This window comes from Pantoea eucrina, from assembly GCF_001691555.1.
GTDB lineage: Bacteria > Pseudomonadota > Gammaproteobacteria > Enterobacterales > Enterobacteriaceae > Pantoea > Pantoea borealis.
On record NZ_MAYN01000008.1, the window covers coordinates 17,366 to 36,243 of the forward strand.

At 56.6% G+C, this 18,878-nt stretch carries 16 protein-coding genes and 1 pseudogene; 4 read left to right on the forward strand and 13 right to left on the reverse strand.

The genetic code is table 11. The annotated features are described in order from the left end of the window. Nucleotides 1–5 precede the first annotated feature (5 nt). Genes BBA90_RS06130 through fabY form a run of 3 tightly spaced genes read left to right on the forward strand, consistent with a single transcriptional unit; the run spans nucleotide 6 to nucleotide 2,313 of the window. Nucleotides 6–872, forward strand: a complete 867-nt coding sequence (locus BBA90_RS06130) for a virulence factor BrkB family protein (RefSeq protein ID WP_065648394.1) — start codon at nucleotides 6–8, stop codon at nucleotides 870–872. Beyond that, the gene (gene dtd / locus BBA90_RS06135) at nucleotides 869–1,306 is read left to right on the forward strand and encodes a D-aminoacyl-tRNA deacylase (RefSeq protein WP_065648395.1); all 438 of its coding nucleotides are present in this window, start codon (nucleotides 869–871) and stop codon (nucleotides 1,304–1,306) included. Before BBA90_RS06130 ends, dtd begins: the two co-directional genes overlap by 4 nt. Before the next feature lie 59 nt (nucleotides 1,307–1,365). After that, nucleotides 1,366–2,313, forward strand: a complete 948-nt coding sequence (gene fabY / locus BBA90_RS06140) for a fatty acid biosynthesis protein FabY (RefSeq protein ID WP_065648396.1) — start codon at nucleotides 1,366–1,368, stop codon at nucleotides 2,311–2,313. Between the two features lie 49 nt (nucleotides 2,314–2,362). On the opposite strand, the gene BBA90_RS06145 is transcribed toward fabY, so the two are convergent. The 7 genes from BBA90_RS06145 to gmk form a co-directional block, all read right to left on the reverse strand. Continuing rightward, a complete protein-coding gene (locus tag BBA90_RS06145) occupies nucleotides 2,363–4,042 on the reverse strand; it encodes an AsmA family protein (protein WP_065650415.1) in 1,680 nt (559 codons plus the stop codon). 122 nt (nucleotides 4,043–4,164) lie between these two features. After that, the gene (locus BBA90_RS06150; RefSeq protein WP_065648397.1) at nucleotides 4,165–5,553 is read right to left on the reverse strand and encodes a nucleobase:cation symporter-2 family protein; all 1,389 of its coding nucleotides are present in this window, start codon (nucleotides 5,551–5,553) and stop codon (nucleotides 4,165–4,167) included. A 133-nt stretch (nucleotides 5,554–5,686) separates the two neighbouring features. Then, entirely contained in the window at nucleotides 5,687–7,765 is a 2,079-nt protein-coding gene (gene recG, locus BBA90_RS06155) for an ATP-dependent DNA helicase RecG (protein WP_065648398.1), read from the reverse strand. Then, complete coding sequence (trmH, locus tag BBA90_RS06160) at nucleotides 7,762–8,457, reverse strand: tRNA (guanosine(18)-2'-O)-methyltransferase TrmH (RefSeq protein ID WP_065648399.1); 696 nt, start codon at nucleotides 8,455–8,457, stop codon at nucleotides 7,762–7,764. The genes recG and trmH overlap by 4 nt, the downstream gene beginning before the upstream one ends. A gap of 3 nt (nucleotides 8,458–8,460) precedes the next feature. Continuing rightward, nucleotides 8,461–10,569: a bifunctional GTP diphosphokinase/guanosine-3',5'-bis pyrophosphate 3'-pyrophosphohydrolase gene (gene spoT, locus BBA90_RS06165; protein ID WP_039381317.1), complete on the reverse strand. Its 2,109-nt coding sequence runs from the start codon at nucleotides 10,567–10,569 to the stop codon at nucleotides 8,461–8,463. 20 nt (nucleotides 10,570–10,589) lie between these two features. After that, entirely contained in the window at nucleotides 10,590–10,865 is a 276-nt protein-coding gene (gene rpoZ / locus BBA90_RS06170; RefSeq protein WP_013511051.1) for a DNA-directed RNA polymerase subunit omega, read from the reverse strand. Nucleotides 10,866–10,922: 57 nt separating this feature from the next. Further along, entirely contained in the window at nucleotides 10,923–11,546 is a 624-nt protein-coding gene (gene gmk / locus BBA90_RS06175) for a guanylate kinase (protein WP_065648400.1), read from the reverse strand. A gap of 237 nt (nucleotides 11,547–11,783) precedes the next feature. Here gmk and ligB point away from each other — a divergent pair. Next, nucleotides 11,784–13,520: pseudogene (gene ligB / locus BBA90_RS06180) on the forward strand (NAD-dependent DNA ligase LigB); the annotation flags it as partial. Here ligB and BBA90_RS19530 read toward each other — a convergent pair. From BBA90_RS19530 to BBA90_RS06210, 6 genes are all read right to left on the reverse strand, one after another. After that, nucleotides 13,467–14,084 carry a trimeric intracellular cation channel family protein gene (locus BBA90_RS19530; RefSeq protein WP_075050760.1) on the reverse strand — a complete coding sequence of 206 codons (618 nt, stop codon included), beginning with the start codon at nucleotides 14,082–14,084 and terminating at the stop codon, nucleotides 13,467–13,469. The pseudogene ligB and the gene BBA90_RS19530 overlap by 54 nt on opposite strands. Before the next feature lie 304 nt (nucleotides 14,085–14,388). Continuing rightward, the gene (locus BBA90_RS06190; protein ID WP_167350664.1) at nucleotides 14,389–15,033 is read right to left on the reverse strand and encodes an oligosaccharide flippase family protein; all 645 of its coding nucleotides are present in this window, start codon (nucleotides 15,031–15,033) and stop codon (nucleotides 14,389–14,391) included. Nucleotides 15,034–15,106: 73 nt separating this feature from the next. Next, nucleotides 15,107–15,373 carry a hypothetical protein gene (locus BBA90_RS06195; RefSeq protein ID WP_065648403.1) on the reverse strand — a complete coding sequence of 89 codons (267 nt, stop codon included), beginning with the start codon at nucleotides 15,371–15,373 and terminating at the stop codon, nucleotides 15,107–15,109. Nucleotides 15,374–15,806: 433 nt separating this feature from the next. Further along, nucleotides 15,807–16,202 carry a polyketide cyclase gene (locus tag BBA90_RS06200; RefSeq protein WP_065648404.1) on the reverse strand — a complete coding sequence of 132 codons (396 nt, stop codon included), beginning with the start codon at nucleotides 16,200–16,202 and terminating at the stop codon, nucleotides 15,807–15,809. 372 nt (nucleotides 16,203–16,574) lie between these two features. Continuing rightward, the gene (gene lpxP, locus BBA90_RS06205) at nucleotides 16,575–17,498 is read right to left on the reverse strand and encodes a kdo(2)-lipid IV(A) palmitoleoyltransferase (protein ID WP_065648405.1); all 924 of its coding nucleotides are present in this window, start codon (nucleotides 17,496–17,498) and stop codon (nucleotides 16,575–16,577) included. A gap of 408 nt (nucleotides 17,499–17,906) precedes the next feature. Then, complete coding sequence (locus BBA90_RS06210) at nucleotides 17,907–18,770, reverse strand: YicC/YloC family endoribonuclease (RefSeq protein WP_065648406.1); 864 nt, start codon at nucleotides 18,768–18,770, stop codon at nucleotides 17,907–17,909. Nucleotides 18,771–18,878: the final 108 nt, after the last annotated feature.

An 18,878-nucleotide genomic window follows, 5' to 3' on the forward strand; every position in this document is an offset into this window, starting at 1 on the left:
ATGTGATGGCTAACACTCTGCGCCACCGGGCGCATGCGTTCTTTTTATGGCTCAAGCTGCTGTGGCGGCGTATCGACGAAGACAACATGACCACGCAGGCAGGTAATCTTGCCTACGTCTCCCTGCTGGCACTGGTGCCGCTGGTCGCGGTGATCTTCGCGCTGTTCGCCGCGTTCCCGGTGTTTTCCGACATCAGCGTACAGCTCAAGAATTTTATTTTTACCAACTTCATGCCGGCAGCGGGTGACGTGATCCAGCGCTACCTCGACCAGTTTGTGGCTAACGTTAACAAAATGACGGCAGTGGGGGCTGTAGGGCTGATTGTGACGGCGCTGCTGCTAATGCACTCCGTTGACAGCGCGCTGAACACCATCTGGCGCAGCAATTCGCCGCGTCCGATGGTCTATTCGTTTGCCGTCTACTGGATGATCCTGACGCTGGGACCGCTGCTGGCTGGTGCCAGTCTGGCAATCAGTTCCTATTTGCTGTCGCTGCGCTGGGTGAATGTTACCGGCGTAACCAGCCTCATCGACCAGCTGCTGCGTATTTTCCCGCTGGTGCTCTCTATTCTGGCGTTCTGGCTGCTTTACAGCGTTGTGCCAACGCGCCGCGTGCCGGGGCGCGATGCGCTCACGGGGGCAGTGGTGGCAGGTCTGCTGTTTGAGCTGGGCAAAAAAGGCTTTGCGCTCTATGTTACGATGTTTCCTTCGTATCAGTTAATTTACGGCGTACTGGCCGTTATTCCGATCCTGTTTCTGTGGGTCTACTGGACGTGGTGTATTGTTTTGCTGGGAGCGGAAGTCACCGTCACCCTGAACGACTATCGCCAGCTAAAGCAGCAGGAACATGAACCATCCCGTGAGGAAACATGATTGCATTAATTCAGCGCGTCAGTGCCGCCAGCGTGACGGTCGACAAGCGGATCATTGGTGAGATTGGCGCAGGACTGCTGGTGCTGCTGGGCGTGGAGAAAGAGGATGATGATCAAAAAGCGCGGCGACTCTGCGATAAAGTGCTCGGCTACCGTGTTTTCGGTGACGAAAATGACAAAATGAATCTGAATGTGCACCAGGCTGGTGGCAGCGTGCTGGTGGTTTCGCAGTTTACGCTGGCAGCAGATACCCGTAAGGGCATGCGCCCCTCATTTTCCGGAGGAGCCGCACCGGCCGAAGCGGAGCGACTGTATAACGTCTTTAGCGACTGCTGCCGGGCCAGCGGTATCACCACCGCCTGCGGTCGCTTTGCGGCGGATATGCAGGTTTCACTGGTAAATAACGGTCCGGTCACTTTCTGGTTGCAGGTGTGAGATCGGCAGTCGGGCGACAGGCGATCGGCCACGCAGGCTCCGAACGGGAGAACCATTTTATGTATCATCTTCGAGTGCCGCAGACGGCTGAAGAGCTGGACATGTATTACCAGTTCCGCTGGGAAATGCTGCGCAAGCCGCTACGCCAGCCACAGGGCTCAGAACGTGACGCCTGGGATGCGCTGGCGCATCATCAGATGGTGGTGGATGAGCAGGGCAAGCCGGTTGCTGCAGGCCGCCTCTATATCAATGCCGAGAACGAAGCGGCTATTCGCTTTCTGGCCGTGCACCCGTCGGTACAGGGCAAGGGGCTGGGTACGCTGGTGGCGATGACGCTGGAGTCCGTTGCACGCCAGGAGGGCGCCAAGCGCGTAACCTGCAGCGCGCGCGAAGACGCCGTGGAGTTTTTTGCCAAGCTGGGTTTTATCAATCAGGGTGAAATTACGGCACCGCAGACCACGCCGCTGCGTCATTTTCTGATGATTAAACCGGTGGTGACGCTGGATGACATTCTGCACCGCGCCGACTGGTGCGGTCAGCTGCAACAGGCGTGGTATGAGCACATTCCTCTGAGTGAAAAAATGGGCGTGCGCATTCTGCAATATACCGGGCAGAAATTTGTTACCACCATGCCGGAGACCGGCAATCAGAACCCGCACCATACGCTGTTTGCCGGCAGCCTCTTTTCACTGGCCACGCTGACCGGCTGGGGACTGATCTGGCTGCTGCTGCGCGAACGTCACCTGGGCGGGACCATTATTCTGGCGGATGCGCACATCCGCTACAGCAAACCTATCAGCGGACGGCCCGGTGCCATCGCCGATCTCGGCTCGCTGAGCGGCGATCTCGATCGCCTCGCGCGCGGGCGTAAGGCGCGCGTGCAGCTGGAAGTCGAGCTGTATGGTAATGAGGAGCCGGGCGCAGTATTTGAGGGCGTCTATATTGTACTGCCTGCAGATCAGCATGGTCCGCTTGAAGCGGGTGGCTCTGGCGCGCTGATAAACTAAGGGTGTCGGCACCGATCGCGCTTGCAACAACGCGATCGGTGGGCCGGTATTACTCTGTCTCTCCGTTACGCATGGTCTGCTGCAGCGATCCTGCGTCGGTGGTAACGGAAAGGTCTGCTGAAATGCCCGGACGCAGTGGCGTACCGGCGCGCAGCGAACCCTTAAGCTGCAGCTGCAGCGTGCTGTTACCGCTCTGCGTCAGTGCCGGCCAGCCCCAGTTTTCCAGCACGTTTGCCGGCACCGCCTGGCCTTTCAGGCTCAGTGTGAGCGGGCGTCCGGCACTCTGACCCACCGTTGCTGTCGCTTCCAGCAGTCCGTTGCCGTTAAAGGCGCTCATTTCTGTTATCTGGATCTGCTGCTCATCTGCCGTCAGTGCGATTGAGGGATGACGCAGATCGGTACGGTTAAACGTGGCTTCTGCCGCATTAAAAGCCGCTTTGCCTGACCAGATCCCCCACTGATGTTCACGCGCCAGCAGCAGGTTGTCCGCAGAGCCGTCCAGTGCGGTCATCTGGAAAGGAAACGCCGGGTTGATATCGATGATCAGGTTACGATTGGCGGTGGCGTGCTTCACCAGCACGCTGCCAAGCCAGGCGGGCAGGGGGGCCTGCCAGCGCTCGCGCCAGTTCTGCGGTAACGTATACTCCAGTCCGGCCACTGCCAGATCGTCCAGCGTCAGCTGCCGGTTGCTGCGCGTCCAGCTGCCGCTGGCTCGCAGAATACCGTTAACCCAGCGCGAGCTGAACTGCGTGAGTCTGACACCTTCAGGCGAGAACTCTGCATTAACAATGGGATCATCCAGCGCCAGGCTGCCATTGATAAAGTTACCTGCATTCATTGCCAGGTAGCCCTCTTTGCTTTGCCAGTCCCCGTTGTGCAGGGTGATGTCCCGCAGCGTAAGATCCAGATCGGTGACGGCCCAGTCGGGGCCCTGCAGCCGGGCATCGGTGAGATCCAGACGATGAATACTGACCGCAGGGGCCGTCAGCAGCGGGCGCAGAAATTCATTCAGCGATTTGCTGGTCTGCAGGCGGATATCATTCAGGCGCAGCTGATTGATGCTCCAGTTACCCCCGGCGTCACGCTCTGCCCGGCCGGTTACCGAGCCGCGTGCGATATCCGCACCGATTGTGGTTAGCTGCAGGCGGCGCTGCGCCACGTTGCCCTGCAGCAGCACGTTATCACCGGCCACTCCGTTCAGCGTCAGCTGCGCCGCGCTCATCTGAAACTGTGCGTCACTGCCCAGCATATCGGCGGGCGTGGGTTTCCATGGAATGATACCGCCATTAATGCCGCGCGCAGAGAGCGGCAGCGCCGTGCGCGGGCTCTCCAGGCGTACATTTCGCAGCTGCAGGCGGTTTGCCTGAATCGGCAGCGTGGTCGCTGGCGTCTGATTAGCGAGATTGATCTCCCCTTCATGGATTTCAATGCTGTCGAAATGAAGCCAGTCGCTGAACTGCACCAGCGCCAGGCCAAGATCGATGCGTTTAGCCACGACAACCGCCGGCTGGCCGTCGTGACCAAAGCTGAAGTTATCCAGCACGATATGCGAAGGGGAGGAGAAGTTATGCTCAATTTTACTGACGGAGAGATGCCAGGCTGTTTTGTCGCTTACCCAACGGCTAAACCAGCCGGCGCCCCACTGTGTCTGCACCAGCACATAACCGATCACCAGCAGCAGCAGAATCAGCAGTAATAAAGTAAGGAAAAACTTGCCCAGAAATTTCATTGCATTCATCCATCGCGATCGTTGTCCGGTCAGTGGTTGTTATGCCTGAATTACCGTTGCAGCTCAACTGTCTGGCGAAAAATGCGAATAAATAGCAGGCAGGCTGATGCCTGCCTGCTGCGCTATTTTTCCTGCGGGAAAATAAGATTAAGCACAATCGCCGTAATACCGCCGGCAGCAATACCGGAAGAGAGCAGCGTTTTCAGCCACTCTGGCGCAAACTGCAGGATCAGCGGCTGCTGAGAGACACCCAGCCCGACCGCCAGCGACAGTGCAATAATCATGATGGCGCGGCGATTAAGCGGCTCGCGCGAGACAATGCGCACGCCGGAGGCAGCAATGGTGCCAAACATCACAATAGTGGCGCCACCCAGTACCGGTTCCGGAATATGCTGAACAAAGCCGCTGACCGCCGGAAACAGCCCGAGTACCACCAGCATCAGCGCCACCACAAAGCCCACATAGCGGCTGGCTACGCCGGTCAGCTGGATCACGCCGTTGTTCTGTCCAAAGCAGGAGTTGGGGAAGGTATTAAACAGGGCAGAGACGCAGGAGTTCAGGCCGTTTGCCAGCACGCCGCCTTTCAGACGCTTCATATAGAGCGGGCCGCTGACCGGCTGTTCTGAAACGTCAGAGGTGGCGGTGATATCACCGATGGTCTCCAGCGAGGTAACCATAAAGACCAGCATCAGCGGGATCAGCAGATTCCAGTCAAAGCCCAGCCCGTAATAGAGCGGTGAGGGCACGGCCAGCAGCGGCTGCTGTACCGGTGCCGCGCTCTCCGGCAGCATATCCAGCCCCCACGCCAGTGCATAACCCACCGCCATCGCGATCACCAGCGATGCGACGCGCAGATAGGGGTTTCGCTGCCGGTTAAGCAGAATAATGACCAGCAGCACGGCACCTGCCAGCAGCAGGTTTTCAGGTGCGCCAAAGCTGTGATCGTTCATCGCGGCAAAACCACCGCCAATCGAGGTCAGCCCGACCTGAATCAGCGAGAGACCGATAATCATTACCACAATGCCCGACACCAGCGGCGTAATAATCCGGCGTGCAAGGTGCAGCACGCGCGACAGCAGCATTTCGGTACAGGAGGCGACCATCAGCGTGCCAAACAGCGCCGCCATCATGGTGGGCACATCCGCTCCGCCATTCTTCAGCGCCATACCGCCCATGATCAGTGGGGTGACAAAGTTAAAGCTGGTGCCCTGAATCGACAGCAGCCCGGACCCAACCGGTCCCCAGGTTTTGATCTGCAGCAGTGACGCCACGCCGGAGGCAAACAGCGACATGCTGATGATGTGCTGCGTATCCTGTGCCGGCAGTCCCAGCGCCTGGCAGATCAGCAGCGCCGGGGTGATCACGGCAACAAACATCGCCAGCAGATGCTGACAGGCGGCAAACAGCGTCTGCGGCAGCGGCGGGCGATCCTCAAGACGATAAATCAGTTCGCTTTTTGTCGTGGCAGACGCACTGGCGGGCGAAAGGGGTTCGGCACGATTAACAGGCATGACAGGCTCTCAGTAACAGCAAAGTGGCGATTTTAAACGGTTGCCCGCTGAAAGCAATCGTTTGCATAGCTGGCGTCACTCTTCCGCTGGGTGATTTTTCCGCAGGCGCACAGGGCGCGGCGGAAACAGGTACCTAGGCGTGGCTGTAGCGTTCAGTTTCCGGCAGCCAGCGCTCAATCAGCGCCTGTGCCTGTTGGGGGTAGTATTGATGGATATGGCGTGCCACGCGCTGCACTTCCGGGATCATGGCCTGATCGCGCAACAGGTCAGCTACCCTGAATTCAGCATTGCCGGTCTGCCGCGTGCCCAGCAGCTCGCCGGGCCCGCGAATTTCGAGATCGTGCTGCGCAATCACAAAGCCATCGTTGCTGTCGCGCAGGACCTGCAGGCGACGCTGAGCCGTTTTGCTCAGCGGGGCTTTATAAAGCAGCACGCAATGTGAGGCGACGGCACCGCGCCCGACGCGCCCGCGCAGCTGATGCAGCTGTGCCAGGCCAAGCCGCTCCGGATTTTCGATGATCATCAGGCTGGCATTGGGTACATCCACGCCAACCTCAATAACGGTAGTGGCGATCAGCAGCTGGATCTCGTTGGCTTTGAATGCGGCCATCACTGCCTGCTTCTCTGCAGGCTTCATGCGACCGTGCACCAGGCCTGTGCGCAAATCGGGCAGCGCAACGCGCAGCTCCTGCCAGGTCGCTTCGGCAGCCTGCGCTTCCAGCACCTCCGATTCATCAATCAGGGTGCAGACCCAGTAGGCCTGACGGCCCTCCAGACAGGCGTTTTTTACGCGTTCAATAATGTCGCTGCGGCGCGTATCCGGAATGGCCACCGTCGTCACCGGCGTACGGCCCGGCGGCAGTTCATCAATAGTTGACGTGTCGAGATCGGCGTAGGCGGTCATCGCCAGCGTACGCGGGATAGGGGTCGCGGTCATGATGAGCTGATGGGGATGAAAACCCTGCTCTTCGCCTTTTTCCCACAGCGCCAGCCGCTGATGCACACCAAAGCGGTGCTGCTCATCAATGATCACCAGCGCCATGCCGCTGAATTTTACCTGCTCCTGAAACAGCGCGTGCGTGCCCACGACCATCGCCACCTGGCCGCTGGCGATTGCCGCCTGCTGCGCTTCGCGCGCTTTGCCTTTCTGCTTGCCGGCCAGCCAGCCCACTTCGATGCCGAGTGGAGCAAACCACTGGCGGAAATTCGCCGCGTGCTGCTCGGCCAGCAGTTCAGTCGGCGCCATCAGCGCGACCTGTTTGCCGTGGGCAATCACGTTAAGCGCGGCCAGCGCCGCCACCAGCGTTTTCCCGGAGCCGACATCACCCTGCACCAGACGCAGCATCGGATAGTCATTGGCCAGATCGCGTTCAATCTCCTTTACCACACGCTGCTGTGCGCCGGTCGGAGAGAAGGGCAGCGCGGCCAGCAGCCTGTCCACCAGCGTATGACAGGCGGGCAGCGGCAGCGCATGATGACGTTGTGCCCCCGCGCGCACGGCCAGCATGCTGAGGTTATGCGCCAGCAGCTCTTCAAGAATTAATCGTTTCTGTGCCGGATGACGACCGGTTTCCAGTTCGCTGAGCCGGAGATCGGGTGGCGGCCGGTGCAGCGTGCGCAGCGCATCAGGCAGGCTGATCAGCCCGCCGCTCAGCTCCGGCGGCAGCAGCTCAGCAATCGCACAGCTCTCCAGCAGAGTCAGCGCCTGGTCAGTCAGGTTGCGCAGCGTGGCCTGACGTATGCCTTCCGTGGTGGGATAGACCGGCGTCAGGGTTTCCTGCAGCTCTGCGCCGCCCTGCTCGCCCTGAAGGCGATATTCAGGATGGATAATTTCGGCACCGCGCTGCCCGCGCTTGATCTCACCATAAGCGGTAACGCGGCGACCGGGTGCCAGGCTGTTTTTCATGCCGGCAGTGAAATTAAAAAAGCGCAGGGTAGCAATCCCGCTGCCGTCACTAATCTGGCACACCAGCATGCGGCGGCGACCAAACGTGACCTCGCTGTTCAGCACTTCGCCTTCAATGGTGGCCCAGATACCGGGCAGCAGGTCGTTGATTTTATAGAGCTGAGTGCGATCTTCGTAGCGCAGCGGCAGGTGAAGCAGCAGATCCTGGATAGTAAACAGGTTAAGTCTGGCCAGCTTAGCGGCCTGGCTGGCGCCGACGCCGGTCAGGGTACTGAGCGGTATGGCATCCAGCAGCCGGCCTTTCATTTCCGACCCGTGGCTTGCATGGCGGACCACCAGCCGGCATCGGCATCAATGCCGCCCTGCATATTGATCTGCGGATAGGGCAGGCCTTTCTGCTTCGCCACGCGTGCGAGAACCGGATAGCCGCCTTCAAACAGCAAACGCTGTTGCTCTGCTTCATCCAGCAGGCTGTGCTTACGCTGATACATCCCGGCATTTTGCCGCTGGCGCTGTGCTTCATAAAGGATAAGCGCGGAGGCCACAGAGACATTCAGCGACTGCACCATACCCACCATCGGAATAATAATATCCTGATCAGCCAGCGCCAGCGCGTCGGCAGTGATGCCGGTTTTTTCCTGACCCATCAGAATGCAGGTCGGGCGGGTGTAATCAATAGCGCGAAAGTCGACCGCTTTTGCTGACAGGTTGGTGGCCAGCACCTGCATGCCGCGATCTTTCAGATGGCGTACTGCTTCAGTGATGTGCGTATGGGTTTTAACGTTTACCCAGCTGTTGCTGCCCGCGGACGCCGAAACCATCGTGCGCATCCGCACGCTGGGCCAGACGGCGTGAACTTCATGAATACCCACCGCGTCTGCCGTGCGGATCACCGCAGAGACATTATGCGGCTTGTGCACCTGCTCCATGCAGACGGTAAGATCGTGCTGGCGCAGCGCCAGCATTTCCTGAATTCGGGCAAAACGTTGAGCATTCATGCATTAATTACGGTTACGGTGGACTTTGATTACATCCGGCATCACGCGAATTTTACGCATAATGTTTGCCAGATGAACGCGGTCGTTAGCAGTCAGACGGATAAAGGCGCTGTAAACGCGGCCGTCGCGCTCTTCAGTATTCAGGCTCTGAATATTCGACCCCGCCGTGTTGATGGCGGCGGTGAGATTCGCCAGCGCCCCCTGGTGGTTAAACATATCCACCTTAATCTCCGCGACGAACTCCTGATCGGTCACTTTATCCCACTCTACTGCCATAAACTTCTCGGGCTCTTTCTGGTAGCCACGGATATTACGACAGGATTCATGGTGCACGACCAGGCCTTTGCCGGGACTGACGTGCGCGACAATCGGGTCGCCGGGGATAGGACGGCAGCACTTGGCAAAGGTGATCAGTACGCCATCGGCGCCTTTGATCGGCAGTTTTTTGCTGCGCTTGCTGCTTTGCGCCGCATCTGCAGCGGACTGCAGCAGGTTTTTCGCCACAACCACGCTCATGGCGTTGCCCAGACCAATTTCAGCCAGCAGATCGTCCATGCTGGCGAGCTTCATACGCTCCAGCTCCAGCTGCACGTTTTCTGCCGGTATTTCAGCCAGCTTTTTACTGCCGCCCAGCGCATGGCTCAGCAGACGACGCCCGAGGTTAACGGAATCTTCGCGTTTGAGGTTTTTCAGCAGCTGGCGGATCTTGGCGCGCGCTTTTGAGCTGACCACAAAGTTGAGCCAGGCGGCGTTCGGGCGTGCGCCGGGCGCGGTGATAATCTCGATGGTCTGTCCGCTGGTGAGCGGCTGTGACAGCGGATAGGGCTGGCGATCGACGCGCGCACCGACACAGGCGTGGCCAATGTCGGTATGTACCGCATAGGCGAAATCCACCGGCGTCGCACCGGCTGGCAGCTCAACGATGCGGCCTTCAGGCGTAAACACGTAGATCTCATCCGGGAAGAGATCGGATTTAACGCTTTCGATAAATTCAAATGAGCTGCCGGCGCTTTGCTGCAGCTCCAGCAGGCTCTGCAGCCAGCGCTGAGCGCGGATCTGTGCGGTCGTGCCGCTTTCACCCGCTTCTTTATAGGCCCAGTGGGCGGCCACCCCCATCTCTGCCATCTGATCCATATCTTCAGTACGGATCTGCACCTCAACCGGCACGCCGTGCGGTCCAATCATTGAGGTATGCAGAGATTGATAGCCGTTAGCTTTGGGGATGGCGATATAATCTTTCACGCGTCCGGGACGCGGTTTATACAGGCTGTGCATCTGACCCAGCACGCGATAGCAGGTATCGAGATCTTTCACTACCACGCGGAACGCGTAGATATCCATGATCGAGTGAAAACGCTGCTCTTTCAGATGCATTTTGCGGTAGATGGAGTAAAGATGCTTTTCACGACCGCTGACGCGGCAGGGAATACCTGCCTCCAGCAGACGCCCGTCAATTTCCGACAGGATCTTCTGAATCATCTCTTTACGGTTACCGCGCGCCGCTTTTACCACCTCTTTAATCACGCGAAAACGGTTAGGATAGAGCGCTTCAAATCCCAGCTCTTCCAGTTCTGTTTTCAGATGATGAATACCAAGACGGTGCGCCAGCGGGCTGTAAATTTCCAGCGTCTCCAGCGCAATGCGCCGTTTTTTATCCGGACGCAGCGCGCCCAGCGTGCGCATGTTGTGCGTGCGGTCAGCCAGCTTGATCAGAATGACGCGGATATCCTGCACCATCGCCATGATCATTTTACGGAAGTTTTCTGCCTGCGCTTCTTTCTTGTCGCGGAACTTCAGCTTGTCGAGCTTGGATACGCCTTCCACCAGTTCAGCCACGCTCTTGCCAAACAGCTGTTCCATATCCTGGTAGGTGGCGGGGGTATCTTCGATCACATCATGCAGCAGCGCGGCCATCAGTGTTTCATGGTCGAGCTTCATCTCAGCCAGAATGCAGGCCACGGCAACAGGATGGGTGATGTAAGGCTCACCGCTGGAACGAGTCTGTCCCTCGTGAGCATCACGTGCGACAAGGTAGGCTTGCTTGAGGCGCTTGATTTGCTCCTCAGGCAAGTATTTTTCAATCAGCTGATTGAGGCTTTCAAACAGATACAAGGTTGACCTGCAGAGTGCGGTTAACGACGACCTTCAGCGATAGCGGTAACGGCTTGCAACTCAGCGGCTTCCTGCTCTTGCTGTTCCTGACGATCACGCACATCCAGAATCTGGTTGGTGATCAGGCCTTCTTCGATTTCGCGCAGGGCGATAACGGTGGCTTTATCGTTCTCTTCCGGAACCAGCGGGTCTTTGCCGCCTACCTGCATCTGACGTGCACGACGTGCAGCGACCAACACCAGGTCAAAACGGTTACCAATTTTCTCTACTGCGTCCTGAACGGTTACGCGTGCCATAGGTGTGCTACTCCACAGATGATGAAGAAATGACTGGGCATAATACTGAAACTGAATTCAGACTGCCAATAGTTTGCTGATTAAAGCATCATGACGCGCTTTCTGGCGTCCCATACGCAGGCGTTCTGCGCGAATAATGGTTTTCAGATCGGACAGGGCCAGATCGAAATCATCATTAACAATCAGGTAATCGTATTCAGCATAGTGGCTCATTTCCGCCACGGCCTGCGCCATGCGGCGCGCAATAACCTCTTCGCTATCCTGCCCGCGGCCGCGCAGACGGCGATCCAGCTCTTCGGTCGACGGCGGCAGGACAAAAATGCTGCGTGCTGCGGGCATTCTGCTGCGGATCTGCTGCGCGCCCTGCCAGTCGATGTCCAGAAACACGTCCACGCCGGTGGCCAGAACCTGCTCAATCGCGGCGCGCGAGGTGCCGTAATAGTTGCCAAACACTTCGGCATGCTCGAGGAACGCATCCTCAGCGATCATGCTTTCAAATTCAGCTTTGGATACAAAAAAGTAGTGCTCACCATGCGCTTCGCCAGGCCGCATGTCGCGGGTGGTATGCGATACCGACACCTGTGTGTCGTAGAGCGGTTGTGTCTTTAACAGCGCCTGAATCAGGCTGGATTTACCCGCGCCGCTGGGGGCGGAAACAATATAAAGCGTGCCTTGAGCCATGGTTATCTTGAATTGAGTAAAGAGCGAAGTCGATTTCCTGCACAGTATACACGGGTCAGGGCCGCCACGCAGCGTTTGCCGCGCAGGTAAAGCAATTCTTTTCTGCGAACGGGCGCAAACCACGCAGTAACAGACAGTAAAACGCCGGATTTGTGCGCGAGCGCTGTTCCACGCATTGCGCAGGCTACTGGCAATCACCACTGCCGCGCGCTCCAATCAGCAAAAAGGAGAGCGGTAATGAAACGATGGCTGTGGTTAGGTCTCTGCCTGCTGAATACAGAAAGCCGGGGAGAAGCGCTGTGTCCTGTCTGGTCACCCATGCGGGCACAACAGGAGATAACGCGTCTGCAGCAACAGCTGCGTCACTGGGATAACGCTTACTACCAGCAGGGGGCGTCGCCGGTGAGCGATGATGACTATGACAGTCTGCTTTCCAGGTTACAGCAGTGGCAACGCTGCTTTATACCCGGTGCGCCGTTACATGAAACCGCACTTCCGGCCAGCCGTGGCACACCGCACCCGGTTGCCCATACCGGAGTACGCAAGCTGCGCGACAGGCTGGCGGTTGCTTACTGGATGCAGCATAAATCCGCGCTCTGGGTCCAGCCCAAAGTGGATGGCGTGGCCGTCACGCTGGTCTATCGTCACGGCAGGCTGACGTCGCTTATCAGCCGCGGCGACGGGCTGCGCGGCGAAGAGTGGCGGGAAAAAGCGGCGCACATTCCGGCTATTCCCCAGCGGATTGAGACCACGCTGGCAGAAGTCATACTGCAGGGAGAGCTGTTCCTGCAGATGACCGATCATCAGCAGGCACGCGATGGCGGCGCCAATGCCCGTGCGCAGGTGGCCGGAGCCATGATGCGGCGCGAAACCAGTCCGCTGCTGAAACACACCGGGCTGTTTATCTGGGCGTGGCCAGACGGACCTCCCGATATGGCGGAAAAACTCGCGCAGCTGTCGCGCTGGGGCTTCGATCTTACCCGGCAGTGGAGCCAGCCGGTCAGCGATGAAGAACAGGTTGCCGCCTGGCGCGCGCGCTGGTTCCGCGCTGCGCTGCCGTTTGCCACTGATGGCGTAGTGATCCATGCTACGCCTTCTGCTGCCGGTCGCGACTGGCAGCCAGGGCAGGGAAGCTGGTCCGCCGCGTGGAAATACCAGCCTGCCGAAGTCAGCAGCGAAGTGCGTGCCGTCACGTTTTCCGTTGGACGCACCGGAAAAATTGCAGTGGTGTTGCATCTGCAGCCGGTTCAGGCAGAGGATAAAACCGTGCGGCGTATCAGCATTGGCTCCGTCGCACGCTGGCGCGCGCTGGACGTCATCGCCGGCGATCAGGTCACGCTGACGCTGGCCGGGCTGGGGATCCCGCGTCTGGAGCGGGTGATCTGGCGTATAGCAGAACGACACTATCCGCAGCCGCCTGCCAGTGAGGCTTTTCACGCCACCAGCTGTCTGCACATCACGCCAGACTGTCGCGCACAGTTTCTTTCCCGCCTGAGCGGGCTGAGCCAGAAAACGGTGCTGGATATTGCCGGTATGCAGCGCAGCAGCTGGCAGCGTCTGCTACAGCAGGGTGCGCTGACGCACCTTTTTTCATGGCTGACGCTGACGCCAGAGCAGATTGCCGCGGCAGAGGGAATATCGCCGGCACGGGCGCAGCGTATCTGGCTCAGCTTTATGCTGACGCGTCAGCAGCCGCTGCGTCGCTGGATCGCTGCGCTGGGTCTGCCGCTGCCGCGCCGGGCGCTTGCGTCCCTGCCGGATACGCAGTGGGATGAGCTGCTGGCGCGCACCAAAGCTGACTGGCAGCAGCTGCCAGGGATAGGCGACGTACTGGCACAGCGCCTGGTCACCCTGCTGCAGACGCCTCAGCTGCGTGAGCTTATTGCGTTTCTGCAGCAGCAGGGCATTCCGGAAGCCCCCTCACTGCTCGGGATGGGGATAGTTGAAGACCGGCAGGCCGAGACGAAAACGCAGGGCGAGCAGGCGGGCGGTAAAACCAAACAGCAGGGTAATAATCACCACCGCTTCATGCGCCAGCGAGGTTTTCAGCAGCAGGATGTAGATCCAGCCGGACGCGAAGGCGATACCGGCATACAACTCTTTCTGGAACACCAGTGGAATACGGTTGCAGAACATATCGCGCAGCACGCCACCAAATACGCCGGTGATAACCGCAGCAATTGCGGCAATGATCGCGGCATGGCCGGAATCCAGCGCGACCTGAGCACCAATAATAGAGAACACCACCAGTCCCAGCGCATCAAGTACCAGAAACACTTTGCGCAAATGGTTCATCAGCGGGGCAACAAAGGTAGTGACCACCGCCGCCGCTGCAACGATCATGATGTATTCCGGATGCTTTACCCAGCCGAGCGGGTAGTGACCCAGCAGAATATCGCGCACCGAACCGCCGCCGATTGCAGTGACAGAAGCGATGATAATGACGCCAAACAGATCCATTTTGCGCCGGCCTGCGGCCAGCGCTCCGGTCATCGCTTCAGCAGTGATGCCGATAAGGTAGAGAACAGTTAATAGCATGAGGTACTCCAGCAGTCTGGCCGGCAAGGCTATAGCCTGGATACCTCAGAGACTACTGAGTTTTTTTCAACTGAACGCTATCGGATTAGAATAGTTAATGTGAGGGCTCAATAAAGGCAGGTGCAGTAGGGAAGAAACAGAGTGCATCATTTTTAGTGATAAAAAAATATGATGCAGCAGCACGTTTTTTCAGAAAAGAAATGATGGGATTGCCTGCAGCGCAGAAAAGAAAAAAGCGTGCTGTTAACCAGCACGCGAATGCATCGGACAGATGCCCAGAGCCCACCATACAGACTTGTTGTTATTATCCGTTTCTTGCTCGCACGCTGGCGAATTCTTTCAGGCTAAAACGGTACGCAGGCTGAAACCAGGCGCGACCGTAGTAGCAACAGAGCAGCATTCTGACGGAGACCAGTGCAAGGTATCCCCAGACCGCGCAGAGCGCCGACGGCATCAGCCACACCGTAAAGAGTGTTGCCGCCAGGCCCGCTGCTACCGACGTGATCTCGGTAAAAGCGATACGCGTAAACTGCTTTTCCCGCTGCAGGATAGCCCGGTAGTGCTGCCCCTGCGGGATAATAATAAATATTACCGACATCATCTCCAGCATAACCGCAAGCTGCGGCTGCTGCGCTACAGCGCTATAAATATCACTGCCAATAAACAATGCTGCAAAAATAAATAAGCCGGTAAAAATACTTCCCCAGTAAAGAACGGACAGTTCGCTATTATTAAAGCTTATTTTGCGAATAATTTTATTATTAAAGCCGCGATCGGCAAGTGTATCGATAACCAGCAGAGTCAATATGGCTATAACCAGCAGGTTTAATTCATTCGCCTGCAGAGTTTGCGCCAGCAGCGTCAATTGTAAGACGCCAATGCCAATAATTTTTGCTGAAGAGAGAAGCGACCATTTGGCGCTGGACAGTTCTCTTTCACGTATCGCCACAGTATGCTCATTATGGTACATGTACCATTACAGTTAAGAAATTGTACAGAGCAGAAGGGGTATGCCCTGCACCTTAGTGCAGCACATCCTGACGCAGCCCTGAAATACCTTTCAGGGTTTGCCATTTATGAATGCACTGCAGCAAATGGTGTTCTGAAAATAGTGTAATACTGCAGGCATCTATTATTTCTTTTGTCCGCACGGTATCTCCTCCAATACGGAGGAAATCCGTGAGATCGTTATAAAATCCTTTTGTATTATTATAATCCCCGGCCAGCATCCGTCTGGCAATCTCAACAAATTCTTTTTCTGATAACAAAGGATAAGTTGAGCGATCCATGTTTTTCCCTGTTTTTATTATTAAGTCTTGCTGTGTGTGAATACGTTATACAGTTTTTTATTTAATTTAACACCATGAGAAAATTCTTATAAACAGACTTCAGGAATTAATGGTTTCAGACTATGCATTAAAATAGTTAAGCAGTGATGTTTCTGACTAATTAATCTTTTCAGGAAATTGTCTTATCGGCCGCAGTTACTGAATGTGAAATGATATAAATGTTCTTTTATATCAACGCTTTTCTTTGATCGCACTGCACCGTCAACCAGGAATTTTCCCGTTAACGACGCTTTAGCTATCCTGGGGATGCAGCGCTGAAATGTTATAAACAACCATGAAACAGTTAAGGAGTATTGCGCAAAAAAAATGCAATTTTTTTTGCCATTGCGTCCAGCTGTGGCTGGGAAATCAGGCGTTATGTAAGCAATTGATTCTAGTGAGTTAAAAGATAAAGTAATCTTTCCAGGTCGGCGCGCAGGGCCGCCACTTCCTGCCCGAAGTGCGCATCAGAAGTAAAAGGCTGACGGTAGAGCACGGCAATAAGTTCAGCCCCCTGGCCGTTGGCAATGACGCGCATTGGCATATAGCGCTCTTTACCGCTGCCGTTATCTGCCCAGTAGTCCATAACGCCAAACGGATTATGTGGCGTAAAACGCAGTTTCAGCGAGTTCTCTCCGCGCCTTGCCCGCCAGTATTGTCCTTCCTGCACCAGCGTTGCGCCGTTCAGGTCGCTTGCCCATTTTGCAAAACAGGCGGGTTGCCAGATAGTTTCATACAGATCCAGCCAGTTACGCGGCACGGTAAGCGTGAGAGTCTGTGAGGGCAGCATGGTGCCTCCTGAGGCAGCCTGATTCAGAGTGATCTCACCCTATCGGAAGCTGACCGGGCTGCCTATGGCGCAACAGGAAAAGTGTGGGGCAGCAGAGGTTTTTTACTGTGTTACCGGGCCTTAAGCCGGGCCGGACAGCCACACGCGCTGGCAACAGAATGGCTGTTTCATACACGTGTTAACCAGGAGAAACAGAATGCTGCCGCTTATATCGGCTTCATGCTGCAGGTGATATGGCTGACGGGCAGCATAATGCGTGTGAAGGGGACGGTTGATCAGCCCGCAGCGGATGCTGTCAGGCCGATCGGCTTTATGACCGGAGTAAGGGTCCGCACGACAGGGGAAACGACGGCGGACGGTTATCCGTGCAGATCAGACGTAAAGAGAGGCTTCACCCGGCGGACGCGTTTTGAAACGACGATGCAGCCACAGGTACTGCTCCGGCGCGCGCAGGATCTCTTTTTCAATTACCTTATTCATATAGGCTGCTGCCGCTGCTTCATCTTCATGCGGATAGCCTTCCAGTTCCGGCTGAATAATGAGCTGGTAACCGGTTTTATCCGGATTACGAATCAGAACAATCGTCAGCATTGCAGGCCGCGCAAGACGAGACAGAACAAAGGTGCCGTTCGTGGTCGCGGCTTTCTCTACCGCAAACAGAGGGGCAAATACGCTGCCTTTCGGACCGTAGTCCTGATCGGGGGCAAACCAGACGGCTTCACCCTGCTTCAGCGCCTGCACCATGCCGCGCAGATCGCGTCGGTCAATCATCGCTTTATTCGAGCGCATACGGCCTTTGGTCTGCGCCCATTCCATCGCCTGATTATTATGCGGACGATACATGGCCATCATTGGCTGGCAGAGACCGGTAATACGACCGCCCAGCTCCAGTGACATAAAGTGCACGCCGATAACCATAACGCCGCGCTGCTGATTCTGCGCATTCTGCAGGTTAGCGATACCGCTGACGTTAAACAGACGACGGACCCGCGCATCTGACCAGAACCATGCAATACCGGTTTCTGCCAGCGCCATGCCGAGCGACTCAAAGTTGCCGGCAATCATGACCTCTTTCTCTTCTTCATTAATATGCGGGAAGCAGAGTTCAATGTTGCGGCGGGTGATGCGTTCACGCCGCTTGAGAAAATGGCGGGAGAGTTTACCCGCGGTTGCCCCGAGACGGATCAGAACAGGATAGGGAAGCTGCACCAGCAGCCAGAGCACGGCCAGACCGAACCAGGTGAACCAGTAGCGGGGATGCAGCAGTGTGGAGCGAAACTGTCCGGTTTTCTTCATAGCACCTTCATAGGTAGAGTAAATGTAACGCGCTAAGAAGTCGGTCCATGGTTCCTGGTGCGGTACAACTGTAGTAATTACGACCGGCACTTTAGCAAATAGTGCCTTAAGAATTCTGCTAACTTTAGTATCTTTAGGATTGATGGAATTTATGGAACCGGGACATTACCGGCTGCAGGAAGGATGATTTTTCTTTTAAGTCAGTAAAATCAATCAGATAAAATGGCAGTATTCATGCTGAAGATACCGCAGATATGTCAGGACAGGTCAGCAGCAGACACAGCTGTACATCATTGCACGCACAATGCTTACATTGCAAAAGATAAAAAATGGTCTACGGAAGTGAGGCTGCATAAACCCGCTGCTGCGGGCTTATGCAAAGATGCCTTTAATAATGGCAGGCAAACCTTACTCAATGTTCTGAATCTGCTCGCGCATCTGCTCAATCAGCACTTTCAGCTCAATCGCTGAAGCGGTGATATCCGCATTAATCGATTTAGAGGCCAGGGTGTTCGACTCGCGGTTAAACTCCTGCATCATAAAGTCGAGGCGACGGCCGACTGCTTCTTTCTTCTTCAGGATGTTATAGGTCTCTTTAACATGCGCCTCAAGGCGATCCAGCTCTTCAGCCACGTCAACGCGCTGGGCCATCATAACCAGCTCCTGCTCCAGACGATTATTCTCCAGCTGAACGTCCGCCTCTTCCAGCCGGGTCACCAGACGCTCGCGCTGCCATTTCAGTACGTCCGGCATCTGCGCCCGCACTTTGCTGACTTCCTGCGACACGCCGGCGAGACGCTGCTCAATCATCCCCTTCAGCGCATTACCTTCACTTTCACGCGCTTCGATAAAGTCATCCAGCGCGCCATCAAGCGCCGTCAGCAGCTCAGCATTAATCGCATCCAGATCCTGCTCCGGTGCTGACATCACGCCCGGCCAGCGCAGAATATCCAGCGGATTAATGGCGCCCTCATCGCTCTGCATTTTTACCCAGTTAGCGGCCTGCACCAGCTGTTTTGCCAGCGCTTCATTCAATTGCAGCTCGCCCTGCGCGCCCGGGTCGGCATCAAAACGCAGATGGCACTCAATTTTACCTCGCGTCAGGCGGGCGCGGATACGCTCGCGGATCACCGGCTCCAGGCCGCGGAACTGCTCCGGCAGGCGAATGTAGGTTTCCAGATAGCGCTGGTTTACCGAGCGCAGTTCCCAGGTCGCGCTGCCCCAGCTGCCTTTGGCTTCGCGACGGGCGTAAGCGGTCATACTGCGGATCATAAGCTTGTACTCTTTCAGGGAATGTTCTGCGCATTATAGCGGCGTGCGGTGCAGCGGGATAGGGATAGCAAAACGCTGCTATGGTTAGAACAGGTCTATTCACTCTGA

Coding starts and splice junctions, on each gene's coding strand:
- BBA90_RS06130 (WP_065648394.1), top strand. CDS start 6: ATGGCTAACACTCTGCGCCACCGGGCGCATGCGTTCTTTTTATGGCTC.
- dtd (WP_065648395.1), top strand. CDS start 869: ATGATTGCATTAATTCAGCGCGTCAGTGCCGCCAGCGTGACGGTCGAC.
- fabY (WP_065648396.1), top strand. CDS start 1,366: ATGTATCATCTTCGAGTGCCGCAGACGGCTGAAGAGCTGGACATGTAT.
- BBA90_RS06145 (WP_065650415.1), bottom strand. CDS start 4,042: ATGAAATTTCTGGGCAAGTTTTTCCTTACTTTATTACTGCTGATTCTG.
- BBA90_RS06150 (WP_065648397.1), bottom strand. CDS start 5,553: ATGCCTGTTAATCGTGCCGAACCCCTTTCGCCCGCCAGTGCGTCTGCC.
- recG (WP_065648398.1), bottom strand. CDS start 7,765: ATGAAAGGCCGGCTGCTGGATGCCATACCGCTCAGTACCCTGACCGGC.
- trmH (WP_065648399.1), bottom strand. CDS start 8,457: ATGAATGCTCAACGTTTTGCCCGAATTCAGGAAATGCTGGCGCTGCGC.
- rpoZ (WP_013511051.1), bottom strand. CDS start 10,865: ATGGCACGCGTAACCGTTCAGGACGCAGTAGAGAAAATTGGTAACCGT.
- gmk (WP_065648400.1), bottom strand. CDS start 11,546: ATGGCTCAAGGCACGCTTTATATTGTTTCCGCCCCCAGCGGCGCGGGT.
- BBA90_RS19530 (WP_075050760.1), bottom strand. CDS start 14,084: ATGCTATTAACTGTTCTCTACCTTATCGGCATCACTGCTGAAGCGATG.
- BBA90_RS06195 (WP_065648403.1), bottom strand. CDS start 15,373: ATGGATCGCTCAACTTATCCTTTGTTATCAGAAAAAGAATTTGTTGAG.
- BBA90_RS06200 (WP_065648404.1), bottom strand. CDS start 16,202: ATGCTGCCCTCACAGACTCTCACGCTTACCGTGCCGCGTAACTGGCTG.
- lpxP (WP_065648405.1), bottom strand. CDS start 17,498: ATGAAGAAAACCGGACAGTTTCGCTCCACACTGCTGCATCCCCGCTAC.
- BBA90_RS06210 (WP_065648406.1), bottom strand. CDS start 18,770: ATGATCCGCAGTATGACCGCTTACGCCCGTCGCGAAGCCAAAGGCAGC.